Genomic DNA, 26,365 nt, shown 5'->3' with positions numbered 1-26,365 from the left:
CCATCCCCCATCCAGGAGAGTCAGATGACACCTCGCACCCTCACCCGGGCGGCGGTGGCCGGCTTCGCCGCCGTCGCCCTGTTCGGCTCCGCCGCGTGCGGCAGCGGCTTCGACGACTCCGCGAACGACACCAAGCAGTCCAGCGGCCCGGCGAGCCTGCAGATCATGATCGGCTCGTCCGGCGAGGCCGAGACCAAGGCGGTGCAGGAGGCCGCCGCCAAGTGGGCGTCCGCCAGTGGCAACACGGCCACCGTCACCCCGGCCCAGGACCTCACCCAGCAGCTCGGCCAGGCCCTCGCCGGCGGCACCCCGCCCGACGTCTTCTACGTCGACGCGACCCGCTTCGCCGACTACGCCAGTGTCGGCGCCCTGGAGCCGTACGGCGACAAGGTCAGCAACAAGGACGACTTCTACGAGAGCCTGCGCACCACGTTCACCTACGACGGCAAGCTCTACTGCGCGCCGAAGGACTTCTCCACCCTCGCCCTGGAGATCAACACCGACCTCTGGGCGAAGGCCGGCCTGACCGACGCCGACGTGCCGACCACCTGGGACCAGCTCACCGCCGTCAGCCAGAAGATCAAGGCGAAGAAGATGGTGGCGCTCGCCCTCGGCGACACCCGCGACCGGATCGGCGCGTTCATGGTGCAGAACGGCGGCTGGCTCATGAGCAAGGACGGCAAGCAGCCCACCGCCGACACCCCGGAGAACCTCCAGGCCCTCCAGTACGTGAAGTCCCTGCTCACCAACGGCTACGCGAAGTTCCCGAAGCAGCTCGACGCCGGCTGGTCCGGGGAGGCGTTCGGCAGGGGCAAGGCCGTCATGACCATCGAGGGCAACTGGATCAAGGGCGCCCTGCAGAACGACTTCCCGAACGTGAAGTACAAGGTCGTGCCGCTGCCGACCGGCCCGAAGGGGCAGGGCACCCTCTCCTTCACCCAGTGCTGGGGCATCGCGGCCAAGTCGAAGTACAAGGACCAGGCGATCAAGTTCGTCGAGGCGATGACCGCGGGCGACCAGCAGGTGAGCTTCGCCAAGGCGTTCGGCGTGATGCCGTCGCGGCAGTCCGTCCGCGACCAGTACGCCAGCGCCTTCCCGGCGGACAAGCCGTTCATCGACGCCGCCGCGTACGCGCAGGGCCCGGTGAACGCCCCGAAGATGGACAGCGTCCTGCGGGACCTGGAGGCCGGCCTCCAGGGGCTGGCCACCGGTGACCCGAAGACGGTCCTGAGCAACTTCGACAAGAACGCCAAGGCGGCGCTCGGCGGCTGAGGTGCAAGGAGGGGCCCCTTGTTAACAGACGGGTGATAAGAGGGGGCCCCTCCTTCACCCCCCGACAGGAGGGAGGGACGAGATGGCAACCGAAGCGTTGCGCGCCCCGGCGACCACGCCGGCGAAGCCGCCTCGCCGTCGCGGCGGCGGCATCCGCGGCAACGAGAACATCGCCGGCTGGCTCTTCGTCGCGCCGGTGATCGTGATCCTCGGGCTCTTCCTGCTGCTGCCGATCCTCATGGCGCTGTGGGTGAGCCTCACCGACTGGAACGGCCAGGGCAGCCCGTTCACCGGCGACGTGCCGTTCGTGGGCGGCGACAACTACACCCGGCTGTTCGCCGACGACGGCCTCGACCGCCGGGACTTCATGACCAGCATCCGCAACAACATGTACTACGTGGGCATCGTCGTGCCGGTGCAGACCGCGCTCGCCCTCGGCCTCGCCCTCGTGGTCAACAACCGCATGCTCAAGGGGAAGGGCTTCTTCCGCAGCGCCTTCTACTTCCCCTCGGTCACCAGCTCGGTGGCGATCAGCGTGGTGTTCCTGTTCCTGTTCGCCAACTCCGGCGCGGTCAACAGGCTGCTCGGCCTCCTCGGCATCAACGGGCCGGAGTGGTTCGCCGACTCCCGGGGCGTGCTGCACCTGCTGCTCGGCGCCGTCGGGGTGGACACCCCGCCCGGCGCGCTCACCTCCGGCGGCCCGTTCGGCCTGACCTGGTGGGACTGGCTCGCCGGTCCGAGCGTGGCCATGGTGTCGATCATCAGCCTGGTCATCTGGACCACCTCGGGCACCTTCATGCTGATGTTCCTGGCCGCGTTGCAGAACGTGCCGGTGGCGCTCGACGAGGCCAGCACCCTCGACGGGGCGACCCGGTGGCAGCGCTTCCGGCACGTCACCCTGCCGCTGATCAAGCCGACCATGTTCCTGGTGCTCACCCTCGGCCTGATCGGCTCCTGGCAGGTCTTCGACCAGGTGTACGTCATGAGCCAGGGCGACCCCGCCAAGACCACGCTCACCCCGGCGTACCTGTCGTACCGGACCGCCTTCCGGGACTTCGACTACGGCTCCGGCGCGGCCATCTCCTTCGTGCTGTTCCTGATCATCATCCTGTTGACCCTGCTCCAGCGCCGGGTGATGGCCGACCGGGACGAGCCCCGGCGGGCCCGGTGGTGGCGGCGACGCGTACCGGAGGGGTCCTGACATGGCCGTGCTCACCGACCGGCCGGCGGCCCCCGTCACGCGCCGCGCCGACCGCGGGCCCCGCGCCCGGGTCAACCGCATCCTCGGGTACGCGGTCCTGATCGCCTTCGGGCTGGTCTTCCTCTACCCGTTCGTCATCCAGCTCGGCAACTCGCTCAAGACCGAGCCCGACGCGGCGGCGAACCCGCTCTCGCCGATCCCCGACGCGCTGACCCTGGCCGGCTTCGAGCGGATCTTCGCCGGCACCAACTTCCCGCTCTGGCTCGGCAACTCGCTGCTGGTCACCGTGCTGGTCACCCTCGGCCGGGTCTTCTTCGACTCGCTCGCCGGCTACGCGCTGGCACGGCTGCGCTTCCGGGGCCGGGCCGGGCTGTTCGCCGCGGTCATCGCGGTCATGGCGGTGCCCGGCGTGGTGCTGCTCATCCCGAAGTTCCTGGTGCTCAAGCAGCTCGGCCTCTACGACAGCTACGCGGGCCTCGTGGTGCCCCTGCTCGCCGACGCGGCCGGCGTCTTCATCATGAAGCAGTTCTTCGAGTCGGTGCCGGTCAGCGTCGAGGAGGCGGCCCGGATCGACGGCGCGGGCGTGTTCCGCACCTTCTGGTCGGTGGTGCTGCCGATGGCGCGGCCGGCGCTGATCACGCTGACCATCCTGTCGTTCCAGGGCTCCTGGAACGAGTTCCCGCACAGCCTCGTCTCGGTGCAGGACCCGCACCTGTTCACCCTGCCCCGGGGCTTGGCCGACCTGGTCAGCGGGTCGCTGGGCAAGGGCACCCAGTATCCGCTCAAGCTGGGCGCGGCGCTGCTCGCCACCATCCCGGTGGCGGTGCTCTTCATGGTCTTCCAGCGCTACTTCGTGCGCGGCGCCAACGAGGGCGCCGACAAGGGCTGACCGGTGGCCGGCGGTCCCGCCCCGTGCCGGGACCGCCGCCCCCGGTTCAGCCCTCCTGGAGCACCGAGAACACGTTGCCGGCCGGGTCGGTGAACCAGGCGATCGACGGGCCGTTGCCCCGCATGACCCCCTTCTCGTCCTGCGGCATGCCCTCGTAGCGCGCGAACCGCACCCCGCGCGAGGTCAGCTCGTCCACCGCCCGGTCGATGTCGGGCACCGGGAAGTTGAGCACCGTGTAGGTGGCCGGCCGGTGGTCGGCCTTCGGGTAGACCAGCACCGGCCGGTCCCCGGCCAGGTGCAGGGTCAGCAGGCCCCCCATGGCGTCGTCCCGGGACACCCGCAACCCCAGGACGTCGGTGTAGAACCGCTCCGCGCGGTCCGGGTCGTCCACCGAGAACCCGCTGAACGCCTTCGTGTCCCTGAACATGACCCGCTCCTCACTCCGCCGGCGCGTCGCCTCCGTCGTGCCTACCAGGGGTGGACGGTCCAGGGGGCCCGAACTCATCGGCGCGTCGGGGATCGAGCCGGGTCGGCAGTCCGAAACGCGGGAAGAGCCGGGGCTCCAGGAAGTGGTTGAGCCGGGCGATCCGCCCCCCGGCGGCCTCCAGCACCGTGATCGAGAAGGCCCGGTGACCGCCGGCCGGGTCGACCCGGTACTGGGCCACGGCCGGGCCGCCGTTCGCGGCCACCCGCACCAGCCGGGAGCCCCGGCAGCCGGCCCCCGGCCCGCGCAGCCAGCGGCCGATGTCCGCGGCGCCGCGCAGCCACATCCGGTAGGGCGGCATGCTCTGCACGGCGTCCGCGCGCAGCAGCGCCACCAGGGCGTCGACGTCGTAGCGGGCGAAGGCGTCCACGTAGCGGTCGAGCAGGTCGCGGTCGACCGGGTCGAGATCCGGCCCGGCGCGCCGCTCGGCGCGCACCCCGGCCAGGGTCGCCCGGGCCCGCTGCAGCGCGCTGTTGACCGCCGGCACGGTGGCGTCGAGCAGGTCGGCGACCTCGTCGGCGCGCCAGCGCAGCACGTCCCGCAGGATCAGCACGGCGCGCTGCCGGGGAGGCAGGTGCTGGAGCGCGGCCACGAACGCCAGCCGCACCGACTCCCGGGCCACCGCCAGCTCCGCCGGGTCGGCCGGAAGGACCGCCGAGTCCGGCACCGGCTCGACCCAGTCGCCGGCCGGCGTGCCGAGCGACCCGGCCACCGGCGCGGCCGGCCCGTCCAGATTGACCGGCAGGGCCCGCCGGCTGCGCCCGCGCAGCAGGTCCAGGCAGACGTTGGTGGCGATCCGGTAGAGCCAGGTGCGCAGGCTGGACCGGCCGTCGAAGCCGTCGCGGCCGCGCCAGGCCCGCAGCAGGGTCTCCTGCACCGCGTCCTCGGCGTCGAACACCGAGCCGAGCATCCGGTACGCGTAGCCGGTCAGCTCGACCCGGAACGGCTCCAGGTCGGGGGGAGCGGGCGCCGGTGCGGTCGTCATACCGCCCACGGTAGGCGGTGCCCCCGACAGCCCGTACTCAGGAAGCGGCCGGCTCGGCGGGGACGCCGACGTGCAGGCGGACCTGGGGGACCAGCATGTCGTCCACGTCCAGCGCGCGGCCCGCGCCGTCCGGCTCCCAACCGGTCGAGGTGAGGAACCCGCGGGTCGCCTCGTCGGCGTCGAACGCCCAGGCCACCGCCCGGGTGAAGCCGTCCTCCCGCCAGTGGTCGACCATGGCGGCGAGCAGCCGGCTGCCGTGCCCGCGCCGGCCCCAGCGCGGCTCGACCAGCAGGTCGGTCACCGCCACCACGCCGTCGGCGAGCGCGTCGGCCGGCTCGCCCGGCGCGAGCGCCTCGGCATCGGCCGGACCGGAGGCGGCGAACCCCACCAGATACGATTGCTCGGCCTGTTCGACGGCGACCAGCACGCGGTGCGCGCCCGAGGGCGGCTCCTGCACCGCGGCGCTCCACCGCCGGGCGAGATACGCCTCGTCCAGGTTGTCGAGCACGTGCCGGGGCAGGATCCGGCGGTACGCGACCCGCCACGTGGCGAGCTGGAGGCGTGCGATCTCGCCGGCGTCCTCCGGACGCGCGGGGCGGACGTACCCGAGAGCCATGGCACGTGAGCCTACGCAGGGCGAGGAGGGCGACGGTGGCGCAGGGTGCCAGGCGGACGATCGCGCAGGTCGTCGCCGTGGTGGCGCTCGCCGGAGCGGTGACCGCCTTCCTGTCCGTGGCCGCCGTGCGGCACGGCTTCTTCGACCTCAAGGTCTACTACGGCGCGCTGACCTTCTGGGTGCACGACGGCGGAGAGATCTACGACTTCCTCAAGGGCGGCACCCAGTACGGCTTCACCTACCCGCCGTTCGCGGCACTGGTCATGCTGCCGATGGCGTACCTGCCCTGGTGGGCGGCGATCACCGTGAGCGTGGCGGCCACCGTGGTGGTCAGCGCCGTGGTGATCTGGTGGCTGCTCGACCCGGTCGCCCGGCGCGCCGGCTGGACCCGCTGGTTCGCCCTGGCGGTGGCGCTCTGCCTGGCCGCCGCGTACGAGCCGATGCGCGAGACGGTCAACTTCGGCCAGGTCAACATGCTGCTGCTGTTCCTCGTGGCGGTGGACCTGCTCCGGCTGCTGCCGGCGCGCAGCCGGTGGGCCGGGGTGGGCATCGGGCTGGCCACCGCGATCAAGCTGACCCCGGGCATCTTCATCGTCTACCTGCTGGTGACCGGCCGCTGGCGGGCCGCGTTCACCGCCATCGGCGCGGCCGCGGCGGCCACCCTGGTCGCCGCCGCGCTCTTCCCGGACGCCTCCCGGGAGTTCTGGACCGAGGCGCTGTGGAACACCGACCGGGTGGGCGAGCTGGCCTTCGTCTCCAACCAGTCGCTGCGCGGGGTGGTGGCCCGGCTCCATCCGGAACACCCGAGCACCGTCGCCTGGCTGGCGCTGGTCCTCGCCACCCTGGTCGTCTGGGGCTGGCGCTCCCGGGCCGCGGTGGCCGCCGGCGACGAGGCCACCGGCCTGGCGCTGACCGGCGCCACCATGTGCCTGGTCAGCCCGGTGACCTGGGTGCACCACCTGGTCTGGCTGCTGCCGGGGCTGATCCTGCTGGTCGACAACGGCATGGCCGCGCCCGCCCGCAGCCTCCGCCGCCGCCTGCTGCTGGCCGGCGCCCTCGTCGGGTACGCCTTCCTCATCAGCCGCATCGTCTGGGCCTGGGAGAAGGACTTCACCGGGGTGGGCGGGTTCCTGGGCAGCAACACGTACGTCTGGATCAGCCTCGCGCTGCTGCTGGCCCTGCCGATCCGGCGCTGGGCCACGCCGACCGGCGGCGGTCCGGTCGAACCGGGCGGGCCGGCCGGGTCAGCCGTCGAGCCGGGCGGTGTAGCGCAGCTCGAGGAGCCGGACCGGGTCCCGCCCGCCGTGCAGCGGCACCGCGTAGGTGGACTCCTCCCCGTCCGGTGACAGCCCGGCCCGCTCGTAGAAGCGGCGGGCCCGGGCGTTGTCGGCGAGCACCCAGAGCCGGTACTCCGCGAGGCCCCGCTCCGCGAGGCCGGCCCGGGCTGCCGCGAGCAGCGCCTGGGCGCTCCCGCCGCCCCACCGGGACGGGTCCAGGTAGATCGCCAGGATCTCCCCGTACGCCGGGTCGAGGTCGCCGCGGTCCTGGTTGTTCCGGTACGGCCCGAAGGTGGTGAACCCCTCGATCGTGCCGTCGACCTCGGCGACCAGCGTGGTGAACGGGTGCTCCGGGTCGGCCGTGCCGAGATCCCGGCGGCGCTGCGCCCAGGCGGCCGGGTTCAGCCGGTCGAGCACCTCGGCCGGCATGATCCCGGCGTACCCGGCCTGCCAGCCGCGGATGTGCACCCGGGCTATCGCCTCGGCGTCGTCCGGTTCCTCCCGGCGGATGGTGCGCACCCGTCCGTTCTATGCCGCGCAGGGCGATCGGTCCAGCCGCCGCACCTGTGTCGTACCGGTGGAATAAGGTCGCCGACGATGGCCGTACCGGAATCGCTCTCGCTCGCCCAGGCCCGCCGGATCGCCCTGGCCGCCCAGGGCTTCGCCGACCCGGCGCCCGCCGGCGTGCCCACCCGCCGGCACCTGCGCCGGGTGCTCGACCGGGTCGGGCTGATTCAGATGGACTCGGTCAACGTCCTGCAACGGGCACACTACCTGCCGCTCTACAGCCGGCTCGGCCCCTACCCGACCAGCCTGCTCGACACGGCCGCCTACCGGCGCCCCCGGGACCTGTTCGAATACTGGGCGCACGAGGCGTCGCTGGTCCCGGTGGGGCTGCACCCGGCGCTGCGCTGGCGGATGGCCAAGGCCCACGACGAGGCGTGGGGCGGGATGCGCCGGATCGCCCAGGAGCAGCCCGAGCTGGTCGCCTGGGTGCGCGACGAGGTGGCCGCCCGGGGCCCGCTCACGGCCGCCGAGATCGAGCACGACGCGCCCCGGGAGACCGGCAACTGGGGGTGGAACTGGTCCACCGTCAAGCGGGCGCTGGAGTTCCTGTTCTGGGCCGGCGAGGTCACCGCGGCCGAGCGCACCACCTCGTTCGCCCGCCGCTACGACCTGCCCGAGCGGGTGCTGCCGGCCGCCGTGCTCGACGCGCCCACCCCGAAGGACGCCGACGCCCACCGCACCCTCGTGGCGATCGCCGCCCGGTCGCTGGGCGTGGCCGCCGAGCCGGAGCTGCGGGACTACTTCCGGCTGCCGGTGGCCGGCGCCCGGCAGGCGATCGCCGAGCTGGTAGAGGCGGGCGAGCTGACCCCGGTCACCGTGGCGGGCTGGCGGCAGCCGGGCTACCTGCACGCGCAGGCGCGGCTGCCCCGCTGGGTGCGCGGCAACACGCTGGTCAGCCCGTTCGACCCGCTGGTCTGGGAGCGGGCGCGCACCGAGCGGCTGTTCGACTTCACCTACCGGATCGAGATCTACGTGCCCGCGCCGCAGCGGGTCTACGGCTACTACGTGCTCCCCTTCCTGCAGGGCGAGCGGTTCACCGCCCGGGTCGACCTCAAGGCCGACCGGAAGGCCGGGGTCCTGCTGGTGCCGGCCGCCTGGGTCGAGCCCGGCGCCGACCCGGGGGAGACCGCCGTGGCGCTCGCCGCGGAGCTCTACCGGCTCGCCGGCTGGCTCGGCCTCGACGCGGTCGCCCCGCCCGCCGCCGGCGACCTGGCCGCCCCACTGGCCGCCGCCCTGGTGGGCGTGGCCGGTGTACGGTGAGCGCGTGACGAGCGTTGACCGGCCGGCCGCCGCGCCCGACCCGCACCCGGTCCCGCCCGCGGAGCACGCTGCCGGGCCCGTGGCCTGGCCCGCCGGGGTGGGCTACCCGCCGGTCGAGCCGGACCGGTTCACCCGCCTGGTGCTGCGGCTGCACGCCCGCGCCCCGCGCTGGGCGGTCCCCCTCGCGGCCCTCGGCTGCGTCGGCCTGGGCATGGGCTACGCGCTGCTCAGCGACCCCACCCACAGCGACCCGGACGCGCGCCCGACCTGCCTGCTCAAGCTCACCACGGGGCTGGACTGCCCGGGCTGCGGCGGCACCCGCGCCCTCTGGTACGTGCTGCACGCCGACCTCCCCGCCGCCGCCCGGCACCACTTCCTCTTCGTCTTCTCGCTGCCGTTCCTGGCCTGGCTCTTCGCGAGCTGGGCGGGAAACCGGGCGTTCGGCTGGCGGCTGCCGGAGCTGCGGATCAGCCCCAAGGTGATCGGCGGCTTCCTGGCCCTCTGGTTCGCCTTCTCGGTGGCGCGCAACCTGCCCTGGGCCCCGTTCACCTCGCTCTACGTCTGACCGCCGAGATCTTGGACACGTGCCGTCAGGTGCGAACGGAAGTGTCCGGGATTCGCCGCTGGTGCGCTGGTTCACGTCCGCGCGCCCAACTTTCGCGCGAGCCGCACCGGCCACTACAGTCGCAGGAATGCCGGAGATGGTGCAGCCCCAGGTCAAGCTGATCGCGTGGACCCAGTTCCAGGCCCCGGACGACGTGCCGTGGTCGACCGACGCGGAGGGTGGTCAGGCGCTCGCCGAGTTCGCCGGGCGGGCCTGCTACCAGAGCTGGAAGAAGCCGAACCCGGCCACCGCGACCAACGCCGGCTACCTGGCGCACATCCTGGACGTGGGGCACCTGTCCGTGCTGGAGCACGGCTCGGTGAGCTTCTACTTCAGCGGGGTGTCCCGGTCGTTCACCCACGAGCTGATCCGGCACCGGCACTTCTCCTACTCGCAGCTCTCCCAGCGCTACGTCCCGGAGCGGGACGCCGCCATGGTCGAGCCCGCGGTGATCGCCGAGGACCCGGAGCTGCACAAGAAGTTCGTCGAGGCGAGCGAGGCGGCCGTCCGGGCGTACACCGAGCTGCTGGAGGGCCTGGAGGCCCGCTTCACCGACGAGCCCAACCCGACGCTGCGCCGCAAGCAGGCCCGGCAGGCGGCCCGGGCGGTGCTGCCCAACGCCACCGAGACCCGGATCGTGGTCACCGGCAACTACCGGGCGTGGCGGCATTTCATCAAGATGCGCGCCACCGAGCACGCCGACGTGGAGATCCGCGAGCTGGCCGTCGAGTGCCTGCGGCAGCTCCAGGGGGTCGCGCCGAACGTCTTCGCCGACTTCGTGATCTCCACGCTGCCGGACGGCACCGAGGTGGCGGCGTCTCCGCACGCCGAGTGAGTCCTCGCCCTTCGCCGCCGGGGGCCCGGTGGTCGTCCGCTAGGTTGTGAACATGACGCACGACCTCCCTGCCGTCCCGAACCGGGGCGCGTCGCGCCCGTTCGGGCGACTGATCACGGCCATGGTGACGCCGTTCACCGCCGACGGGTCGCTCGACCTCGACGGCGCCGTACGGCTCGCCAGCCACCTCGTCGACGAGCAGGGCAACGACGCGCTGGTGCTCAACGGCACCACCGGCGAGTCCCCGACCACCACCGACGCGGAGAAGGAGACCCTGATCCGCGCCGTCGTGGAGGCGGTCGGTGACCGGGCCCGGATCGTGGCCGGTGTGGGCACCAACGACACGCGGCACACCATCGAGCTGGCCGCGCAGGCGGAGAAGGCCGGCGCGCACGGCCTGCTGGTGGTGACGCCGTACTACAACAAGCCGCCGCAGGCCGGGCTGCTGCGCCACTTCACCGCGGTCGCCGACGCCAGCGGACTGCCGATCATGGTGTACGACATCCCGCACCGCACCGGCACGGCGATCGCCACGGACACGCTGGTCACGATGGCCGAGCACGGCCGGATCGTGGCGGTCAAGGACGCCAAGGGCGACCTCACCGCCACCTCCTGGGTGCTGGCCCGCAGCGATCTGGCCTTCTACAGCGGCGAGGACGCGCTGACCCTGCCCGCCCTGGCGGTCGGCTCGGTCGGCGTGGTCGGCACCTCCACGCACTTCACCGGGGTGCAGACCAAGCAGCTGATCGAGGCGTTCGAGGCGGGCGACATGGCCACCGCGCTCACCCTGCACCGGCGGCTGCTGCCGCTGTTCACCGGCATCTTCCGGAGCCAGGGCGTGATCCTGGTGAAGGCGGGTCTGGCGGCCAAGGGCCTGCCGGCCGGCCCGGTGCGCCCGCCGCTGGTGGACGCCACCGGCGACGAACTGGCCCAGCTGCGCGCGGACTGCGCCGCGGCGGGCCTTCCCCTACCCGAATGATCGAACGACACGACGGACGCCGCGCGACGGCGTCGCAGAATGAGGTGACGCGTGACCGAGGCGCACATCGAGGGTGAGCTGCCCCCGCCGCTGCCGGAGGGCGGCCTGCGGATCATCCCGCTCGGCGGACTCGGCGCCATCGGCCGGAACATGACGGTCTTCGAGTACGACGGCAAGCTGCTGATCGTCGACTGCGGGGTGCTCTTCCCCGACGTCGAGCAGCCGGGCGTGGACTTGATCCTGCCCGACTTCGGTCCGATCCTGGACCGGCTCGGCGACGTGCAGGCGATCGTGCTCACCCACGGCCACGAGGACCACATCGGCGCGGTGCCGTACCTGCTCGCCCACAAGCCGGACATTCCGCTGGTCGGCTCGCAGTTCACCCTGGCCCTGGTCGAGGCGAAGCTGGCCGAGCGGCGGATCCAGCCCTACACGCTCACCGTCGCGGAGGGGCGGCGCGAGCGGCTCGGCCCGTTCGAGTGCGAGTTCTTCGCGGTGAACCACTCGATCCCCGACGCGCTCGCCGTGGCCATCCGCACCGGCGCCGGCCTGGTGCTGCACACCGGCGACTTCAAGATGGACCAGCTCCCGCTGGACGGCCGGATCACCGACCTGGCCGGCTTCGCCCGGCTCGGCGCCGAGGGCGTGGACCTGCTGCTCTCCGACTCCACCAACGCGGAGATCCCCGGCTTCGTCACCCCGGAGCGGGAGATCGGGCCGGTGCTCGACTCGATCTTCGCCAAGGCGCGCGGCCGCATCATCGTGGCCTCGTTCGCCTCCCACGTGCACCGGGTGCAGCAGGTCTTCGACTCGGCCGTCGAGCACGGCCGCAAGGTGGCGCTGATCGGCCGGTCGATGGTGCGCAACATGGGCATCGCCCGCGACCTGGGCCTGCTCAACATCCCGCCGGGCCTGGTGGTCGGGCTGGAGGAGGCCACCGCGCTGCCGCCCGAGCAGATCGTGCTCATGTCCACCGGCTCGCAGGGCGAGCCGATGAGCGCGCTGGGCCGGATGGCCAGCGGCGACCACCGGCACATCACCATCGCGCCCGGCGACACCGTGGTGCTCGCCTCCTCGCTGGTGCCGGGCAACGAGACCTCGGTCTACCGGGTGATCAACCGGCTGGCCCGGGCCGGCGCGACGGTGATCCACAAGGACGTGGCCAAGGTGCACGTCTCCGGTCACGCCCCCGCCGGCGAGCTGCTCTACCTGCTCAACGTCACCCGGCCGAGCAACCTCCTGCCGGTGCACGGCGAGTGGCGGCACCTGCGGGCGCACGCCCGCCTCGGCATCGAGTCCGGCGTCGAGCCGGACCGGGTGGTGCTCTGCGAGGACGGCGACGTGGTGGACCTGGTCGACGGGCGGGCCAGCCTGGTCGGCCACGTGAAGAGCCGATACGTCTACGTCGACGGTCTCGCCGTGGGCGACGTCAGCGAGTCGCTGCTCACCGAGCGCCGGATCCTCGGCGACGGCGGTTTCATCGCCACCACCGTGGTGGTCGACTCGGTCACCGGCAAGGTGGTCGGCGGGCCGACCCTCTCGGCGAAGGGCTTCTCCGAGGACCCGGAGGCGTTCAGCCCGGTGATCCCGCTGGTCACCGAGGCGCTGAACCGGGCCGCCGCGGACGGCATCACCGACCCGCACCAGCTCCAGCAGATCGTCCGGCGCACCGTCGGGCGCTGGGTCAACGACGCGTACCGCCGCCGGCCGATGATCGTGCCGACGGTCGTCGAGGTCTGACCGCCGCACGTTCCGCACGCCGGCCCACCGTCCGCGGTGGGCCGGCGTCGCCGTCTCCGGGTACGCCCCGGAGCCGTCCGGACACGCTGGGTCGAATCCCGGCCGTCGCGTTCAACCGATCGGCGCCCGTCTCCGTACTCCGCTCCGGCAGGCGTACCCGCGCCGGCCGGGAGGAGCGTGGCGGATGGACCGCAGACGGATGACAGCCATCGGTGTACTGGTGGCGGCGGCGGGCACGGCGGCGGCGGTGACCCTGCCGTCGTTCGCCGGCGAGAACCCGACCCGGCGGACCGCACCGGTGGCGTCCGACGGTGTCGCGCCCGAGGTGCTGGACGCGCTGAGCCGCGACCTGTCGCTCACCCGGGACCAGGCGGCCCGGCGGCTCAAGACCGAGCGGTGGGCGTCCGGCACGGTCACGAAACTCCGTGGCGAACTGGGCGCTGACTACGGCGGCAGTTGGCTGGGGGCGGACGGGACGACGCTGAACGTGGCGGTGGCCGATCCCGCGCAGGCGGCCCGGGTGACCGCCGCGGGCGCGGTGCCGAAGCGGGTCGACCGCGGGGTCGCCGAGCTGGACGCGGTGAAGACACGGCTCGACGCGGCCGGCGGGGAGGCCACCCCGGACGTCGCCGGCTGGTACGTCGACGTGGCCACCAACTCGGTCGTGGTGGTCGCCCAGCCTGGCGCGGAGGCGGCCGGCCGCCGGTTCGCCGAGGCCAGCGGGGTGCCGGCCGGCGCGGTGCGGGTGAGGACCGCCGACGAGGCGCCCCGCCCGCTGTTCGACGTGCGGGGCGGCGACGCGTACTTCATCAACAACGCCGGTCGCTGCTCGGTCGGCTTCTCGGTGGTCGGCGGCTTCGTCACGGCCGGGCACTGCGGCCGTCCCGGGGACCGGACCGCCGGCGCGAACCGGGTGGCCCAGGGCACCTTCGCGGCCTCCTCGTTCCCGGGCGACGACTGGGCCGTCGTCGAGGTCAACGGCCAGTGGACGCCGCAGGGCGTGGTGAACGACTTCAACGGTGGCACGGTGCCGGTGAACGGCTCCACCGAGGCTCCGGTCGGCGCCTCGGTGTGCCGCTCCGGCTCGACCACCGGCACCCGGTGCGGGGTCATCCAGGCCAAGAACGCCACGGTGAACTATCCGGAGGGGACGGTCACCGGGCTGACCCGGACGAACGTCTGCGCCGAGCCGGGCGACTCGGGTGGCGCGTGGCTCTCCGGCGACCAGGCGCAGGGGGTCACCTCCGGTGGCTCCGGCGACTGCACGCGGGGCGGCGTGACCTTCTTCCAGCCGGTCAACGAGATCCTCCAGCGCAACAACCTGACCCTGGTCACGGCGGGCGCCCAGCCCTCCGCGCCGCCCGCCGGGGGCGGGGCCACCGCGCCGCCGGAGAGCACCGCGCCGGTCACCCCGCCGGCCGGCGACGCCACGGACTGCACCGGGCAGGTGAGCCGGACCGGCCGGATCGCCGCCGGCCGGGCGCAGGTCCAGCCCGACGGCCGCTTCTTCCGGGTGTCCGGCGGCGCCCAGGAGGGGTGCGTGTCCGCCCCGGCAGGCGCCCGCGTGGTGCTGGAGCTGCAACGCTTCACCGGCACCACGTTCCGCACCGTGGCCCGCGCCGGCAGCGCCGACGGGCTCGCCCGGCTGACCGCCGAGACCCCCGCCGGCGCCTACCGCTACCGGGTGGTCGGGCTGGCCGGCGCCGGCGAGTACACCCTGGCGTTCTCCGCCCGCTGAGCCGCCGCCGGGTCGACCCCGGCGGCACCGGACCGCGGCCCCCGTCCACCACCGCCCGGTGGCCGGGGGTCGCGCCGCGTCCGGGCCCGCGGGTGCCGGGCTCAGGGCAGCGCGGCGACCGCCTCGGCGTACGCGGCCCCGGTGCTGACCGCCGCCGTGATCAGCACGACGAGCTGTGAACGGGCCACCCCGTACGCCAGGTCGGTGGTGACGTCGGCGGCCAGCAGCAGCGTCCCGTCGCCCGGGTCGTGCACGTACGCCGCCGGCAGCAGCCGGTCGTGGTTCCAGGCGTTGCAGAACGCGTACGCCTCGGCGCGGCGGGCGGCCGGCAGCCGGCGCAGCGCCACGGCCCGGGCGTGCAGCACCTCGCCCTGCGGCCCGAGCCGCCGGAACTGGACCACGGCCTCGCCCCAGCGCCCCACCACAGTGCCGTCGGGCTCCACCGTGTACGCGTCGCCGCGCGCGTCGAGGGCGGCGGTGAGCATCCGGAGGCTCAGCGGGGCGGGTTCCTCCGCGCCGGGCGGGCCCGGCTCGGCCGGGTCGTCGTCGGGGATGTCGTCCTCGGCCGGCAGCGGCACCGGCTCGGCGAGCGGCCGCTCGGCCAGCCAGGACGCGATCCGGCCGGACTGGTGGCCGGTGCCGTTGCGGGCGTCGAAGCTGCCGGCAAGCGTGGTGGCGAGGGCCTGGAGCTGACCGGCGAGCGTGGACACGTCCACCTCGGCGGCTGGCCGGGGCCCGTGCCCGGGCCGGTGGATCCGCCGCCCGCCCAGACCGGCCTCGGTGGCCAGCCCGCAGAGCAGCGCGCCCGCCGCCGCGAACTCCATGGCGGACAGGTCGTCGGCCGGGTGGTCGAGGTGGGGCAGCTGCTCGGCCAGGACGTCCAGCCCGTGCGCCAGGTGCCCGCCCAGCGCGCAGAACCGCAGGTGCGCGGCGAGCTGCGGGAAGGCCGCCCGCTCGCGGCGGTGCCGCCGGTACGCCCGCACGTGTGCCCGGGCGGCGCGCTCCGCCTCGCCGGTGCGCAGCCAGGGCAGCAGCCCCGCGGCGAGGGCCCGCTCCGGCTGGTCGGTGCAGCCCGGCTCGCCGTCGAGCACCGGCTCCAGCGCGGCCAGCGCGGCCGCCGGCTCGCCCCAGCCGGCCAGCAGCTCGGCCCGGCGGGCCGGGGCGCAGCCCGCGCAGCCGGCCACCGGGTCGGCGGCGTCGCCGGCGGACCAGCGGTCGTACTCGCGGCGGGCGGTCGGCTCGTCCCCGAGGTGGTCGGCGAGCCGGCAGCGCAGCTCGGCCACCGGCCCGGCGCCGGGGCCCAGCCGGTCGGCGAGGTCGTCCAACAGGGAGCGGGCCTGGTCCAGGGCCACCCGGGGGGTGCCGAAGAGGGCCTCGACGGCCTGCCGCTGGTGCCGGCGCAGCCGCTCGGCCCCGCCGGGGCCGTCGAGCAGCTCCGGCTGCCGGTCCACGGTGGCCAGGCAGCGGCGTACCGGCTCCACGGTCCGCCACCGCTCGCCCAGGTGCAGGTACGCCTCGACCAGCGCGAACCGTGCCGCCAGCGCGGTGCGCGGGTCGCCGGTGGCGTCCGCGCGGGCGGCGATGCGTTCCAGCTCGGCGCAGCGGGCCTCGCCGTCGGGCAGGTCCCGGGCGTCGGCGAGCGCGTCGGCGAGCCCCCGGTCCCGGAAGGTGGTCATCGCAGTGTCCCGCCGGGCAGGTCCGCCACGGCGGCGGCGAGCTGGCAGCCGGTGGTGACGCCGCAGTCGACGAGCTGGTCGAGCTGGTGCGGGGTGACCCCGCGTTCCAGGTCGGTCGTCACCTCGCCGCACACCTGGGCCAGCCCGTCGTCGGCGACGTGCACGAACGCCTTGGGCCAGAGCCGGTCGTGGTTCCAGGCGTTGCAGAAGGCGTGCAGGTCGGGCACCGTCTCGATGCCGAACCGGTGCGCCGTGACGGTGCGCACCTGGAGCAGCTCCCCGGCGGTGCCGCGCCGGAAGAACCAGATGAGGCTGTCGCCCCAGCGGCCCACCAGGTCGCCGTCGGCGTCCTCGGTCACCGCGTACCCCCGGTTGGCCAGCACGGCGGCGATCAGCTCGCCGGTCAGCGGCCGTAACGTCTGCGGGTGTCCGGCCAGGGGGCCGTCCGGACCGTCCTCGATCTCGGGCGACGCCATGAGGGCATCCCTTCTGAGGCGAATAACACAAAGCGCGGCGGATCCCTGCCGCGACGCGCGGACACGACCCGGAAAAGCGGCGATCTGCCGGGTCCCGCCGTTACGGTGACTGTATGGCGGGCCGTACCTCTCAGGCGAGCCGGCGGCGCGGCGCGTCGCCGCGCGGAACCACGAACAGTCGTGCCCGCCAGCCGGCCAAGAAGGCCACGAGGGCGACCGCCCGGCGGCGCCCGGCGCGCGGGCCGAGCCCGGCCGCGTTCGCGGGCCGCGCGCTGGGTGCGCTGTGGATGGGTCTGGCGCACAGCGTGGGTTGGGCGTTCCGGGCCGCCGGCCGGCAGGCCGCCACCACCCGCGAGCTGGACCCGGAGCACCGCCGCGACGGGGCCGGGCTGCTCCTGTTCGGCCTGGCCATCCTCAGCGCGGTGGGCATCTGGTCCGGCGGGGCGGGGCCGGTTGGCCGGCACCTCGCGGACACCGCCCGCCTCTTCATCGGCGCGATCGCCATCGTGGTGCCGGTGCTGCTCATGGTGGGCGCCTGGCGGCTCATGCGCACGCCGGCCGATCCCGCGCACCGGGGGCGCGGCCTGGTCGGCTGGGGCTCGATGCTGCTCGCCACGGCGGCCATGCTGCACATCGGACAGGACCCGGTCGACGAGGTCCAGCGTGACTACGCGGGCGGCCTGCTGGGCGCCGGTGTGGGTGACCTGCTCAAGTCGGCGGTCACCGCCTGGGTGGCCATGCCGCTGCTGCTCCTGCTGCTGGTCTTCGGGCTGCTGGTCATCACCGCGACCCCGATCAACAAGATCCCGGAGCGGCTCGGCCTGCGCGGCGGTCCCGTGCCGCCGCCCGAGGCCGAGGAGGCCGAGGAGCCCGAGGCGGCGGCGAAGCCGGCCCGCAAGCGGGCGGCCAAGCGCCTCCCGCCGCCGCTGGACCCGCTGGACCCGGACGACGACCTCGACGGCGTCGACCTCCAGGACACCCTGGTGCTGCCGCGCAAGAGGGTGCCGGCCAGCCGCAAACCGGTCGAGCCGCCGGAGCACTCCCCGCTGCCCACCCGCGCCGAGCAGCTCGCGCTCACCGGGCTGGCCGGCGACTACACCCTGCCGCCGGCCAACATGCTGGGCAGCGGGGCCGCGCCGAAGACCCGGAGCAAGGCCAACGACGAGGTCATCGCCGCGCTGACCGGCGTCTTCGAACAGTTCGACGTGGACGCCGCGGTCACCGGCTTCACCCGCGGCCCGACGGTCACCCGCTACGAGGTCGAGCTGGGGCCGGGCGTCAAGGTCGAGCGGATCACCCAGCTCTCCCGCAACATCGCCTACGCCGTGAAGTCCCCGGACGTGCGGATCCTCAGCCCCATCCCGGGCAAGAGCGCGGTCGGCGTGGAGATCCCGAACACCGACCCGGAGAACGTGGCGCTCGGCGACGTGCTGCGCTCGCGGGCGGCCACCAGCGACCACCACCCGATGGTGGTCGCGCTCGGCAAGGACATCGAGGGCGGCTACGTGGTGGCCAACCTGGCCAAGATGCCGCACATCCTGATCGCCGGCGCCACCGGCGCGGGCAAGTCGTCCTGCCTGAACTCGCTGCTGGTGTCCGTCCTCACCCGGGCCACCCCGGACGAGGTGCGGCTGCTGCTGATCGACCCGAAGCGGGTCGAGATGACCGGCTACGAGGGCATCCCGCACCTGGTCACCCCGATCGTGACCAACCCGAAGAAGGCGGCCGACTCGCTGGAGTGGGTCGTCCGCGAGATGGACATGCGTTACGACGACCTCGCCGCCAACGGGGTCCGGCACATCGACGACTTCAACCGCAAGGTGCGCAACGGCGAGATCAAGGCGCCGCCGGGCAGCGAGCGGGAGATGCGGCCCTACCCGTACCTGCTGGTGATCGTGGACGAGCTGGCCGACCTCATGATGGTCGCGCCGCGCGACGTGGAGGACTCCATCGTCCGGATCACCCAGCTGGCCCGGGCCGCCGGCATCCACCTGGTGCTGGCCACCCAGCGCCCCTCGGTCGACGTGGTCACCGGCCTGATCAAGGCGAACGTGCCGTCCCGGCTCGCCTTCGCCACCTCCTCGCTGGCCGACTCCCGGGTCATCCTCGACCAGCCCGGCGCGGAGAAGCTGCTCGGCCGTGGCGACGGGCTGTTCCTGCCCATGGGCGCGTCGAAGCCGATCCGCATCCAGGGCGCCTGGGTGACCGAGCGCGAGATCCACGACGTGGTGAAGTTCTGCAAGGACCAGCGTGAGCCGGACTTCCGCCCGGACGTGCTGGCCCCCGCGCAGGACAGCAAGAAGAAGGTCGACGAGGACATCGGCGACGACCTGGACCTGCTGGTGCAGGCGGTGGAGCTGGTGGTCACCTCGCAGTTCGGCTCGACCTCGATGCTGCAGCGCAAGCTGCGGGTCGGCTTCGCCAAGGCGGGCCGGCTCATGGACCTCATGGAGACCCGGGGCGTGGTCGGCCCGTCCGAGGGGTCCAAGGCCCGCGACGTGCTGGTCAAGCCCGACGAGCTGGAGGAGGTCCTGGCCGGCCTGCGCGGCGGCGAGGAGTAGCCCGGACGTGTCACGCGACGAGGGCCCGCCGGGATCCGGCGGGCCCTCGTCGTGCTGCTGACGGGGTCAGGAAGTCAGCGCGGCGGCGAGCACCATGCCGAGGATGGCGCCCACGACGTTCGCGGCGGCGGCGTACCAGCCGAGCGGCTTGTCGCCGAGCACCGCGCCCACGATGCCGAGGATCAGCCCGACCAGGCCGAGGAACGGCACGAAGATGGCGATGACGGCGAAGACGAAACCGATGATCGTGCAGATCCGGGCGGCGTTGCTGCGCGGGCGGGTGCTGGCGGGCATGTCGGCCATGATGTCCTCCGTCGGTGGGTTCCCTCTCGGGTGAAGCGAGGAGGGGATACCCCGGACGGCAGCACGTCCAAACGGGACGCCGGCGGGTCGGCGCTCAGTGGAAGAGCTTGAGGCCGACCACGCCGGCGACGACCAGCAGCAGGCAGGCGATCCGGGGCAGGCTGGCCGACTCGCCCAGCGCCACCATGCCGACCAGCGCGGTGCCGACCGCGCCGATGCCGACCCACACCGCGTAACCGGTGCCCACCGGGATGTCGCGCAGCGCGTACGCCAGGCCGGCCATGCTGGCCACCAGCGACACGGCGAAGACCAGGGAGGGGAGCGGGCGGGTGAAGCCGGCGCTGCGGTCCAGCGCGATCGCCCAGGCGGTCTCCAGCAGTCCGGAGAGCACCAGCACGAGCCAGGCCATGGGTCACCTCTGACGGGACGGGCCCGGCCACCGGGGCCGGGACGGGCGGTCACGCGGGGCGTCTTGGCCTGACCGGGTACGCCCACCACTCGTCCGGGGCGGCACGGGGGCCGCCGGATCCGACGCTAGCACCGCCGGGGTCGGCGGTCCGGCACGGTGACGAACCCCACCATCGCTGGAGTTCACGCGAACTTCAGGTTGCACGATGGTCCGCATGACCGTGCTCTTCTCCGACGAGGACGTCGCCGCCGCCCTGGACGCCCCGCTCACCGTCGCCGCCATGCGGGACGCGCTGCTGGCCGCGTACGAGGGACGGCTGATCGCCCCGCCCCGGGCCTCCGCCCCGCTCGGCGGCGGCCGGATGGTGCTCACGGCCGGGCACCTCACCGGCGAGTGGTACGGCTTCCGCTCGTACGACACGTTCGGGCACCCGGAGAGCGGGCAGCTCGTGGTGCTGCACGACGCCACCACCGGCGCGGTACGCGCCATCGCAGTCGGCGAGGAGCTGGGCTCGCGGCGCACCGGGGGACTGGGCGGGGTGGCCGTGGACGCGCTGGCCCGCCCCGACGCGGCCACCCTCGGCGTGGTCGGCTCGGGCCGCCAGGCGTGGACCCAGGTCTGGGCCGCCGCCGCGGTCCGCCCGCTGCGCGAGGTGACCGTGCACAGCCGCTCGGCGGCCCGCCGGGAGGCGTTCGCCGCCCGGGTCCGCGCCGAGCTGGGCGTGCCGGCCCGCGCGGTCGGCTCGGCCGCCGCGGCGGTGCGCGACCGGGACCTCGTGGTGCTCGCCACCACCAGCACCTGCCCCGTGCTGGCCGCCGCCGACCTGGCCCCCGGCACCCACGTCAACGCGGTCGGCTTCAAACAGGTCGACCGGCACGAGTTCGGGCCGGACCTGCTGGCCGCCGCCGACCTGCTGGTCACCGACTCGCCGGCCCAGGCGGCCGCGTACGCCCCGCCGATGCTCGCCGCCGTCGAGCCGTACGGGGACCGGCTGCGCGACCTGGGCGCGGTCCTGGCCGGGGCGGACCCGGGGCGGACCGGCGCGGACCAGATCTCGGTCTTCTGCTCCACGGGCCTGGCCGGCACGGAGGTCTTCCTGCTCGACCGGCTGGCGCGGGTCGGGGCGGCGGCCCGCTGATCCGCGGCCCGGTGTGAGCCGGCCGATGCCCCCGGCCGGCCGTCGTGGGGTTCCCGGCCCGGCCCGGTACCCTCGGATGGTGTCTGCCACCTCCCCCTCTCCTGCTGCCGGCCGTCGCGTCGCCCTGCTGACCCTGGGCTGCGCCCGTAACGAGGTCGACTCGGAGGAGTTGGCCGCCCGGCTGCACGCCGACGGCTGGCAGGTGACCACCGACGGCGAGGGCGCCGACGTGGTGGTGGTGAACACCTGCGGTTTCGTGGAGAAGGCCAAGCAGGACTCGATCCAGACGCTGCTGGCCGCCGCCGACACCGGCGCCAAGGTGGTCGCCGCCGGCTGCATGGCCGAGCGCTACGGCCGCGAGCTGGCCGACAGCCTCCCCGAGGCGCAGGCGGTGCTCAGCTTCGACGACTACCCGGACATCGCCGCCCGGCTGGACGCCGTGGTGGCCGGCGAGACGCTGGGCGCGCACACCCCGCGCGACCGGCGGGAGCTGCTGCCCCTCACCCCGGTGAAGCGCCGCGAGGCGGCCGTGTCGCTGCCCGGTCACGGCACCCCGACCCGGGTGGCCACCGAGGCCGACGAGCACACCCCGGCGCACCTGCGGCAGGTGCTGCGGCACCGGCTCGACAGCGGGCCGGTGGCGTCGCTCAAGCTGGCCAGCGGCTGCGACCGGCGCTGCGCGTTCTGCGCCATCCCGGCGTTCCGCGGGGCGTTCGTCTCGCGTACCCCGGACGAGCTGCTCGCCGAGGCGGAGTGGCTGGCCAAGACCGGCGTCCGCGAGCTGGTGCTGGTCAGCGAGAACTCCACCTCGTACGGCAAGGACCTGGGCGACCCCCGGGCGCTGGAGAAGCTGCTGCCGCAGCTCGCCGCGATCGACGGCATCGTGCGGGTGCGGGCCAGCTACCTCCAGCCCGCCGAGACCCGCCCCGGCCTGGTCGAGGTGATCGCCACCACGCCGGGCGTGGCCGCGTACTTCGACCTGTCGTTCCAGCACTCCAGCGAGCCGGTGCTGCGCCGGATGCGCCGTTTCGGCTCCACCGACCGGTTCCTGGAGCTGCTCGCGTCCGCCCGCGAGCTGGCCCCGGCGGCCGGCGCGCGCAGCAACTTCATCGTCGGCTTCCCGGGCGAGACCCGGCAGGACGTGGCCGAGCTGGTCCGGTTCCTGACCGAGGCGCGCCTCGACGCCATCGGGGTGTTCGACTACAGCGACGAGGACGGCACCGAGGCCGCCGGCCTGCCCGGCAAGGTCTCCGCCGCGACGATCAAGCGGCGCTACGACCGGCTCGCCGCGCTCGCCGACGAGCTCTGCTCCCAGCGGGCCGAGGAGCGGCTCGGCTCGACCGTGGAGGTGCTTGTCGACTCGGTCGCCGACGGCGTGGTCGAGGGGCGGGCCGCCCACCAGGCTCCCGAGGTCGACGGCTCGACCACGCTGGTCGCCCCGCGGGGCGGCGGGGTGGACCTGGCCGCGCTGCGCCCCGGCGACCTGGTCCGGGCCACGGTCACCGCGACCGAGGGAGTGGACCTGATCGCCGTACCGGATGAGATGATCTCGGCGGCGCCCGGCGCGGCACGGTGACGGCGGGCCCGGACGGAACGGGGAAGCCACGTGGGGCGGTGCCGGACATGACCGGAGCGGAGTCGACGGTGGCGGCCCCGGTGCCCCTGCTCAACGCGGCGAACGTGCTGACCGCGGTGCGGCTGGTGCTGGTCCCGGTCTTCGCGGTCACCGTGGTCGCCTCCGCCATGAGCCACGCCGGCTGGCGGATGGCGGCCTGCGTGATCTTCGTGGTGGCCTCGGCGACCGACCTGGTGGACGGCTGGATCGCCCGCCGGTTCGGGCTGGTCACCTCGCTGGGCAAGGTGGCCGACCCGATCGCCGACAAGGCACTCACCGGCGCCGCCCTGGTGCTGCTCTCCTGGTACGACCGGCTGCCCTGGTGGGTGACCGCGGTCATCCTCGCCCGCGAGTTGGGCATCACCGCGCTGCGGTTCTGGGTGATCCGGCACGGCGTCATCGCGGCGAGCCGGGGTGGGAAGGTCAAGACCGCGCTGCAGATCCTGGCGATCACCTGGTACCTCTGGCCGATGCCCGAGGCGCTGGCCCCGGTCGGTCCCTGGATCATGGGCGCGGCCGTGGTGGTCACCGTGGTAACCGGCTTCGACTACATCGCCCAGGCGCTGCGCCTGCGCCGTCCCACCCGCTGATCCCGGCCGGCGCGTCGCCGCCCACAACGTCATGATCGGCGAATCGGTGCGCAGGATGAGTAGGTCGCCGCGGGACGGGAAGAGAGGGCCGGCATGGGGACGGATGCGAACTACGAGCGGCCCGCCGGTAGTCCGGCGGCCTCGGTAGTGCACAGCCTGCACGAGCGCAAGGAGACGCTGGCCACCGTCGAGTCGCTGACCGGCGGGCTGCTCTCCGCGTCGATCGTGGAGATCGCCGGGGTCAGCGGGGTCTTCCGGGGCGGCCTGGTGGTCTACGCCACCGAGTTGAAGTCGGAGCTGGCCGGCGTACCGGAGGACCTGCTGGCCGAGCGCGGGCCGGTCGATCCGGACGTGGCCGCCGCCCTCGCCGAGGGCGGGCGGCGGCGGTGCGGCGCCGACTGGGGCCTGGCCACCACCGGCGTGGCGGGGCCGGAGCCGCAGGACGGCAAGCCGGTCGGCCTGGTCTACGTGGCCGCGGCCGGGCCCGGCGGCCGCGGCGAGGTGCGTGAGCTGCAACTCGACGGTGGCCGGGACCACGTCCGATCGGCCGCGGTGATCGAGGCGTTGCGGCTGCTCGCCGAGCAGATCCACGCCGCCGCCCAAGCCGACGAGGCGCAGTCCGCCGACGAGGCGGAGGGCGCCGACCGGGCCGGAGCCGGCCAGCGGTGACCCGGTCCGCGACACGCCCGACCGCGGCCGCGCCGGCCCGGGGCCGCCGACCGGCCCGCGAGATCGGTCCGGCAGGATTGGAGAGGCGGGGTGGGATGTCGTCGGGGCGACCAACGGGTACGGTTGCGGGAAGGCTCCGGCGGACGACGCCGGCGCCGGGGCGGTCCGCCGCGCCTGGCGCGGCACGCCCGGCCGGAGATGGTGGTTCCCGTTCAGGGGGAGGTGCGATGGTTCTGCTACGCCGGGTGATCGGTGACGCACTGCGGGCGCGCCGGCAGGGGCAGCACCGCACCCTCCGCGAGGTCTCCTCCGCCGCCAACGTGAGCCTCGGCTACCTCTCCGAGATCGAGCGCGGCCAGAAGGAGCCGTCCAGCGAGCTGCTGGCCGCGATCTGCGACGCGCTCGGCGCCCGCCTCTCCGAGCTGCTCCGCGAGGTCAGCGACACCGTCGCGCTGGCCGAGCAGATGCCCGGTGTGCTGGTGCCGGTGACCGACGAGTCGATCGAGCCGACGCCGGCCGTGCGCAAGGCCACCAACCGGGGGGTCCGCCAGGTCACCTCCGACGGCTCGGTGGCCGTGCAGGTCCGCCAGGACTCGCCGCTCAAGGCGACGCTGCGCACCACCCGGGTCCGCCCCGCGGACCGGGACGTGGTCTGCGCCGCCTGATCCCGCCCGTCGCGCCGTGGCCGCCGGTGGCGACCGCGTCGTAGTGTTGATCAGGGTCGTACGGGGTGCCGGGTTGGCGTCCGACTGGGACCATGAAGGCACACCGCGCGGCTCGCCGGTCGACCCCGGTCGGGCGACGCGACGCTACTGAGGGGACAAGGCGGAGATGGCGAACCCGTTCGTCAAGGGTTGGAAATACCTGATGGCGCTCTTCGGCGCGAAGATCGACGAGCACGCCGATCCGAAGGTGCAGATCCAGCAGGCCATCGAGGAGGCCCAGCGGCAGCACCAGGCGCTGGTTCAGCAGGCGGCCGCCGTGATCGGCAACCAGCGCCAGCTGGAGATGAAGCTGTCCCGGCAGATGACCGAGGTCGAGCAGCTCCAGGCCAACGCCCGGCAGGCCCTGGTCCTGGCCGACCAGTCCCGGGGCCGCGGCGACGAGACCGAGGCCGGGCGCTACGAGCAGTCCGCGCAGCTGCTCGCCAGCCAGCTGGTCTCCGCCGAGCAGGCGATGGAGGACCTCAAGACCCTGCACGACCAGGCGCTCGGCGCGGCCGCGCAGGCCCGCAAGGCGGTCGAGAACAACTCGATGATCCTCCAGCAGAAGCTGGCCGAGCGCAGCAAGCTGCTCAGCCAGCTCGAGCAGGCCAAGATGCAGGAGACCGTGGCCCGCTCGCTGGAGTCGATGTCCGCGCTCACCGCCCCCGGCACCACCCCGTCGCTCAACGAGGTCCGCGACCGGATCGAGCGCCGCTACGCCGACGCGATGGGCCGGGCCGAGCTGGCCGGCAACTCCGTCGAGGGCCGGATGCTGGAGATCCAGAAGGCGAGCCTCGACTCGGCCGGGTCGGCGAGACTGGAGCAGATCCGGTCGAGCATGGCCGGCGAGCAGCTCGGCAGCCGGCAGGAACGCCCCGCGGTGGGGCAGCCCGCCGACCCGGCGGCCGCCGCCCGGCTCGACGAGATCCGGGCCAACATGAGCCGGGAGCGCGGCACCGGGGAGAGCACCACGAGCTAGGGGACGGGGGAGACCGATGGTCGACGAGCGGGCACGGCACTTCCGCCGGCTGCGCAGGTTGCGCCGGTCCGCGCGGCGCTGGAGCGTCCTGGCCGGTGGGCTGGGCGGCGCCGCCGCCGTGCTGACCCCGTACGCCGGGCTGGGCCTGCCCGACGCGGCCTGGGCCGGAGCCGCCGGCAGCGCCATCGCCGTCGCGGTCTGGCGCTGGGCCGACCTGAGGGTCCTCGCCGCCGCGCCGGCCCCGCCGGCCCTCGACCCGGCCGAGGCCGCCGCCCGCTCCCGCGCCCGGCTGGTCGCCGCCGTCGAGCGGCTGCCCGTGGGCCCCGGCGTCCTCGCCGAGGTACGCCGCGTCCGCTCCCGCCTCGCGCTGCGCGGCACCACCGCCGCCGAGGCGTGGGCCCGGCTGGACCGGGCCGCGCTGACCCTGGCCGGGCTGGCCGGGCGGCTCACCGGGCTGGCCGAGCCGGCGGTCCGCGAGGCGGCCGAGGCCGACCGCTCCCTGCGTGACCTGGCCAACCGGGTGGCCGGCGTGGAACGCGCCCTGAAGCTCGCCCCCGCCGAGGCGCGCGGGTCGCTCGCCGAGGCGCACGCCACCCTGGTCGACCAGTTGGAGAGTGGAGTGGCCGCGTACGAGCGGCTGGTGGTGGCCGCCGCCGGCTACGTGGCCGAGGACGCCCACCCCGGCACCCACGATCCTTCGGCGGCCCGCCTCACCGAGGCCACCGACCTGCTGCACGGCGTCGCGTCCGCCCTGGCCGAACTCCGCACCGCGCACGCGCCCCTCCGCACCCCCTGACC

At 74.3% G+C, this 26,365-nt stretch carries 26 protein-coding genes and 1 riboswitch; of the genes, 18 read left to right on the top strand and 8 right to left on the bottom strand.

Going from position 1 to position 26,365, the window contains the following annotated elements:
* Positions 1-24: 24 nt before the first annotated feature.
* The 3 genes from RMN56_RS03955 to RMN56_RS03945 all read left to right on the top strand — a co-directional run bounded on the left by RMN56_RS03955 (position 25) and on the right by RMN56_RS03945 (position 3,362).
* Positions 25-1,272 carry a sugar ABC transporter substrate-binding protein gene (locus RMN56_RS03955; protein WP_313722483.1) on the top strand — a complete coding sequence of 416 codons (1,248 nt, stop codon included), beginning with the start codon at positions 25-27 and terminating at the stop codon, positions 1,270-1,272.
* 82 nt (positions 1,273-1,354) lie between these two features.
* Entirely contained in the window at positions 1,355-2,473 is a 1,119-nt protein-coding gene (locus RMN56_RS03950; protein ID WP_313722482.1) for a carbohydrate ABC transporter permease, read from the top strand.
* 1 nt (position 2,474) lies between these two features.
* Positions 2,475-3,362 carry a carbohydrate ABC transporter permease gene (locus tag RMN56_RS03945; protein ID WP_313722481.1) on the top strand — a complete coding sequence of 296 codons (888 nt, stop codon included), beginning with the start codon at positions 2,475-2,477 and terminating at the stop codon, positions 3,360-3,362.
* Positions 3,363-3,408: 46 nt separating this feature from the next.
* Here RMN56_RS03945 and RMN56_RS03940 read toward each other — a convergent pair whose 3' ends face one another.
* From RMN56_RS03940 to RMN56_RS03930, 3 genes are read right to left on the bottom strand one after another with little or no spacing between them, the layout of a single operon-like run.
* Positions 3,409-3,789 carry a VOC family protein gene (locus tag RMN56_RS03940; protein WP_313722480.1) on the bottom strand — a complete coding sequence of 127 codons (381 nt, stop codon included), beginning with the start codon at positions 3,787-3,789 and terminating at the stop codon, positions 3,409-3,411.
* 10 nt (positions 3,790-3,799) lie between these two features.
* The gene (locus RMN56_RS03935) at positions 3,800-4,831 is read right to left on the bottom strand and encodes a sigma-70 family RNA polymerase sigma factor (RefSeq protein ID WP_313722479.1); all 1,032 of its coding nucleotides are present in this window, start codon (positions 4,829-4,831) and stop codon (positions 3,800-3,802) included.
* Between the two features lie 37 nt (positions 4,832-4,868).
* Entirely contained in the window at positions 4,869-5,447 is a 579-nt protein-coding gene (locus RMN56_RS03930; RefSeq protein WP_313722478.1) for a GNAT family N-acetyltransferase, read from the bottom strand.
* 35 nt (positions 5,448-5,482) lie between these two features.
* Between RMN56_RS03930 and RMN56_RS03925 the strand changes: the two genes are divergently transcribed.
* Positions 5,483-6,793, top strand: a complete 1,311-nt coding sequence (locus RMN56_RS03925; RefSeq protein WP_313722477.1) for a glycosyltransferase family 87 protein — start codon at positions 5,483-5,485, stop codon at positions 6,791-6,793.
* Here RMN56_RS03925 and RMN56_RS03920 read toward each other — a convergent pair.
* The gene (locus RMN56_RS03920) at positions 6,692-7,243 is read right to left on the bottom strand and encodes a GNAT family N-acetyltransferase (RefSeq protein WP_313722476.1); all 552 of its coding nucleotides are present in this window, start codon (positions 7,241-7,243) and stop codon (positions 6,692-6,694) included. The two genes, RMN56_RS03925 and RMN56_RS03920, sit on opposite strands and share 102 nt — an antisense overlap.
* Before the next feature lie 78 nt (positions 7,244-7,321).
* Here RMN56_RS03920 and RMN56_RS03915 point away from each other — a divergent pair, with 78 nt between their 5' ends.
* The 6 genes from RMN56_RS03915 (at position 7,322) to RMN56_RS03890 (ending at position 14,447) form a co-directional block, all read left to right on the top strand.
* Positions 7,322-8,551: a winged helix-turn-helix domain-containing protein gene (locus RMN56_RS03915; protein WP_313722475.1), complete on the top strand. Its 1,230-nt coding sequence runs from the start codon at positions 7,322-7,324 to the stop codon at positions 8,549-8,551.
* Complete coding sequence (locus RMN56_RS03910) at positions 8,541-9,116, top strand: DUF2752 domain-containing protein (RefSeq protein WP_376787274.1); 576 nt, start codon at positions 8,541-8,543, stop codon at positions 9,114-9,116. Before RMN56_RS03915 ends, RMN56_RS03910 begins: the two co-directional genes overlap by 11 nt.
* Positions 9,117-9,252: 136 nt before the next feature.
* The gene (gene thyX / locus RMN56_RS03905) at positions 9,253-9,990 is read left to right on the top strand and encodes an FAD-dependent thymidylate synthase (protein WP_091269003.1); all 738 of its coding nucleotides are present in this window, start codon (positions 9,253-9,255) and stop codon (positions 9,988-9,990) included.
* Between the two features lie 52 nt (positions 9,991-10,042).
* Positions 10,043-10,969, top strand: coding sequence for a 4-hydroxy-tetrahydrodipicolinate synthase (dapA, locus tag RMN56_RS03900; RefSeq protein ID WP_313722473.1), 927 nt, complete (start codon positions 10,043-10,045; stop codon positions 10,967-10,969).
* Between the two features lie 51 nt (positions 10,970-11,020).
* Positions 11,021-12,709 (top strand): ribonuclease J, encoded by a 1,689-nt coding sequence (locus RMN56_RS03895; RefSeq protein ID WP_313722472.1) that lies wholly within the window; start codon positions 11,021-11,023, stop codon positions 12,707-12,709.
* Positions 12,710-12,893: 184 nt separating this feature from the next.
* Positions 12,894-14,447: a S1 family peptidase gene (locus tag RMN56_RS03890; RefSeq protein ID WP_313722471.1), complete on the top strand. Its 1,554-nt coding sequence runs from the start codon at positions 12,894-12,896 to the stop codon at positions 14,445-14,447.
* 101 nt (positions 14,448-14,548) lie between these two features.
* Here the strand turns inward: RMN56_RS03890 and RMN56_RS03885 are convergent, their stop codons facing one another.
* A complete protein-coding gene (locus RMN56_RS03885; RefSeq protein ID WP_313722470.1) occupies positions 14,549-16,123 on the bottom strand; it encodes a YbjN domain-containing protein in 1,575 nt (524 codons plus the stop codon).
* A complete protein-coding gene (locus tag RMN56_RS03880) occupies positions 16,120-16,599 on the bottom strand; it encodes a type III secretion system chaperone family protein (protein ID WP_313722469.1) in 480 nt (159 codons plus the stop codon). The genes RMN56_RS03885 and RMN56_RS03880 overlap by 4 nt, the downstream gene beginning before the upstream one ends.
* Before the next feature lie 113 nt (positions 16,600-16,712).
* Here RMN56_RS03880 and RMN56_RS03875 point away from each other — a divergent pair, with 113 nt between their 5' ends.
* Entirely contained in the window at positions 16,713-19,160 is a 2,448-nt protein-coding gene (locus RMN56_RS03875; RefSeq protein WP_313722468.1) for a DNA translocase FtsK, read from the top strand.
* 66 nt (positions 19,161-19,226) lie between these two features.
* Here RMN56_RS03875 and RMN56_RS03870 read toward each other — a convergent pair whose 3' ends face one another.
* Both RMN56_RS03870 and RMN56_RS03865 read right to left on the bottom strand, forming a co-directional pair.
* Complete coding sequence (locus RMN56_RS03870) at positions 19,227-19,463, bottom strand: hypothetical protein (protein WP_313722467.1); 237 nt, start codon at positions 19,461-19,463, stop codon at positions 19,227-19,229.
* A gap of 94 nt (positions 19,464-19,557) precedes the next feature.
* A complete protein-coding gene (locus RMN56_RS03865) occupies positions 19,558-19,872 on the bottom strand; it encodes a DMT family transporter (RefSeq protein WP_313722466.1) in 315 nt (104 codons plus the stop codon).
* A 52-nt stretch (positions 19,873-19,924) separates the two neighbouring features.
* Positions 19,925-19,991: riboswitch (guanidine-III (ykkC-III) riboswitch) on the bottom strand.
* A 95-nt stretch (positions 19,992-20,086) separates the two neighbouring features.
* Here RMN56_RS03865 and RMN56_RS03860 point away from each other — a divergent pair.
* The 7 genes from RMN56_RS03860 (at position 20,087) to pspM (ending at position 26,363) form a co-directional block, all read left to right on the top strand.
* Entirely contained in the window at positions 20,087-21,010 is a 924-nt protein-coding gene (locus RMN56_RS03860; protein WP_313724642.1) for an ornithine cyclodeaminase family protein, read from the top strand.
* Between the two features lie 76 nt (positions 21,011-21,086).
* The gene (gene rimO / locus RMN56_RS03855; protein ID WP_313722465.1) at positions 21,087-22,586 is read left to right on the top strand and encodes a 30S ribosomal protein S12 methylthiotransferase RimO; all 1,500 of its coding nucleotides are present in this window, start codon (positions 21,087-21,089) and stop codon (positions 22,584-22,586) included.
* Positions 22,587-22,633: 47 nt separating this feature from the next.
* Positions 22,634-23,215, top strand: a complete 582-nt coding sequence (gene pgsA / locus RMN56_RS03850) for a CDP-diacylglycerol--glycerol-3-phosphate 3-phosphatidyltransferase (protein WP_313722464.1) — start codon at positions 22,634-22,636, stop codon at positions 23,213-23,215.
* Between the two features lie 93 nt (positions 23,216-23,308).
* Positions 23,309-23,884 carry a CinA family protein gene (locus RMN56_RS03845; RefSeq protein WP_313722463.1) on the top strand — a complete coding sequence of 192 codons (576 nt, stop codon included), beginning with the start codon at positions 23,309-23,311 and terminating at the stop codon, positions 23,882-23,884.
* Between the two features lie 227 nt (positions 23,885-24,111).
* Positions 24,112-24,549 (top strand): helix-turn-helix domain-containing protein, encoded by a 438-nt coding sequence (locus tag RMN56_RS03840; RefSeq protein WP_262287400.1) that lies wholly within the window; start codon positions 24,112-24,114, stop codon positions 24,547-24,549.
* A 166-nt stretch (positions 24,550-24,715) separates the two neighbouring features.
* The gene (locus RMN56_RS03835) at positions 24,716-25,567 is read left to right on the top strand and encodes a PspA/IM30 family protein (protein WP_313722462.1); all 852 of its coding nucleotides are present in this window, start codon (positions 24,716-24,718) and stop codon (positions 25,565-25,567) included.
* A 16-nt stretch (positions 25,568-25,583) separates the two neighbouring features.
* Complete coding sequence (gene pspM / locus RMN56_RS03830) at positions 25,584-26,363, top strand: phage shock envelope stress response protein PspM (protein WP_313722461.1); 780 nt, start codon at positions 25,584-25,586, stop codon at positions 26,361-26,363.
* Positions 26,364-26,365 lie beyond the last annotated feature (2 nt).

Origin of the sequence: Micromonospora halotolerans, assembly GCF_032108445.1 — a bacterium.
Classification (GTDB): Bacteria; Actinomycetota; Actinomycetes; order Mycobacteriales; family Micromonosporaceae; genus Micromonospora; species Micromonospora halotolerans.
The sequence above is the reverse complement of the archived record's forward strand: the minus strand, read 5'-3'. Positions and strand labels throughout refer to the sequence as shown.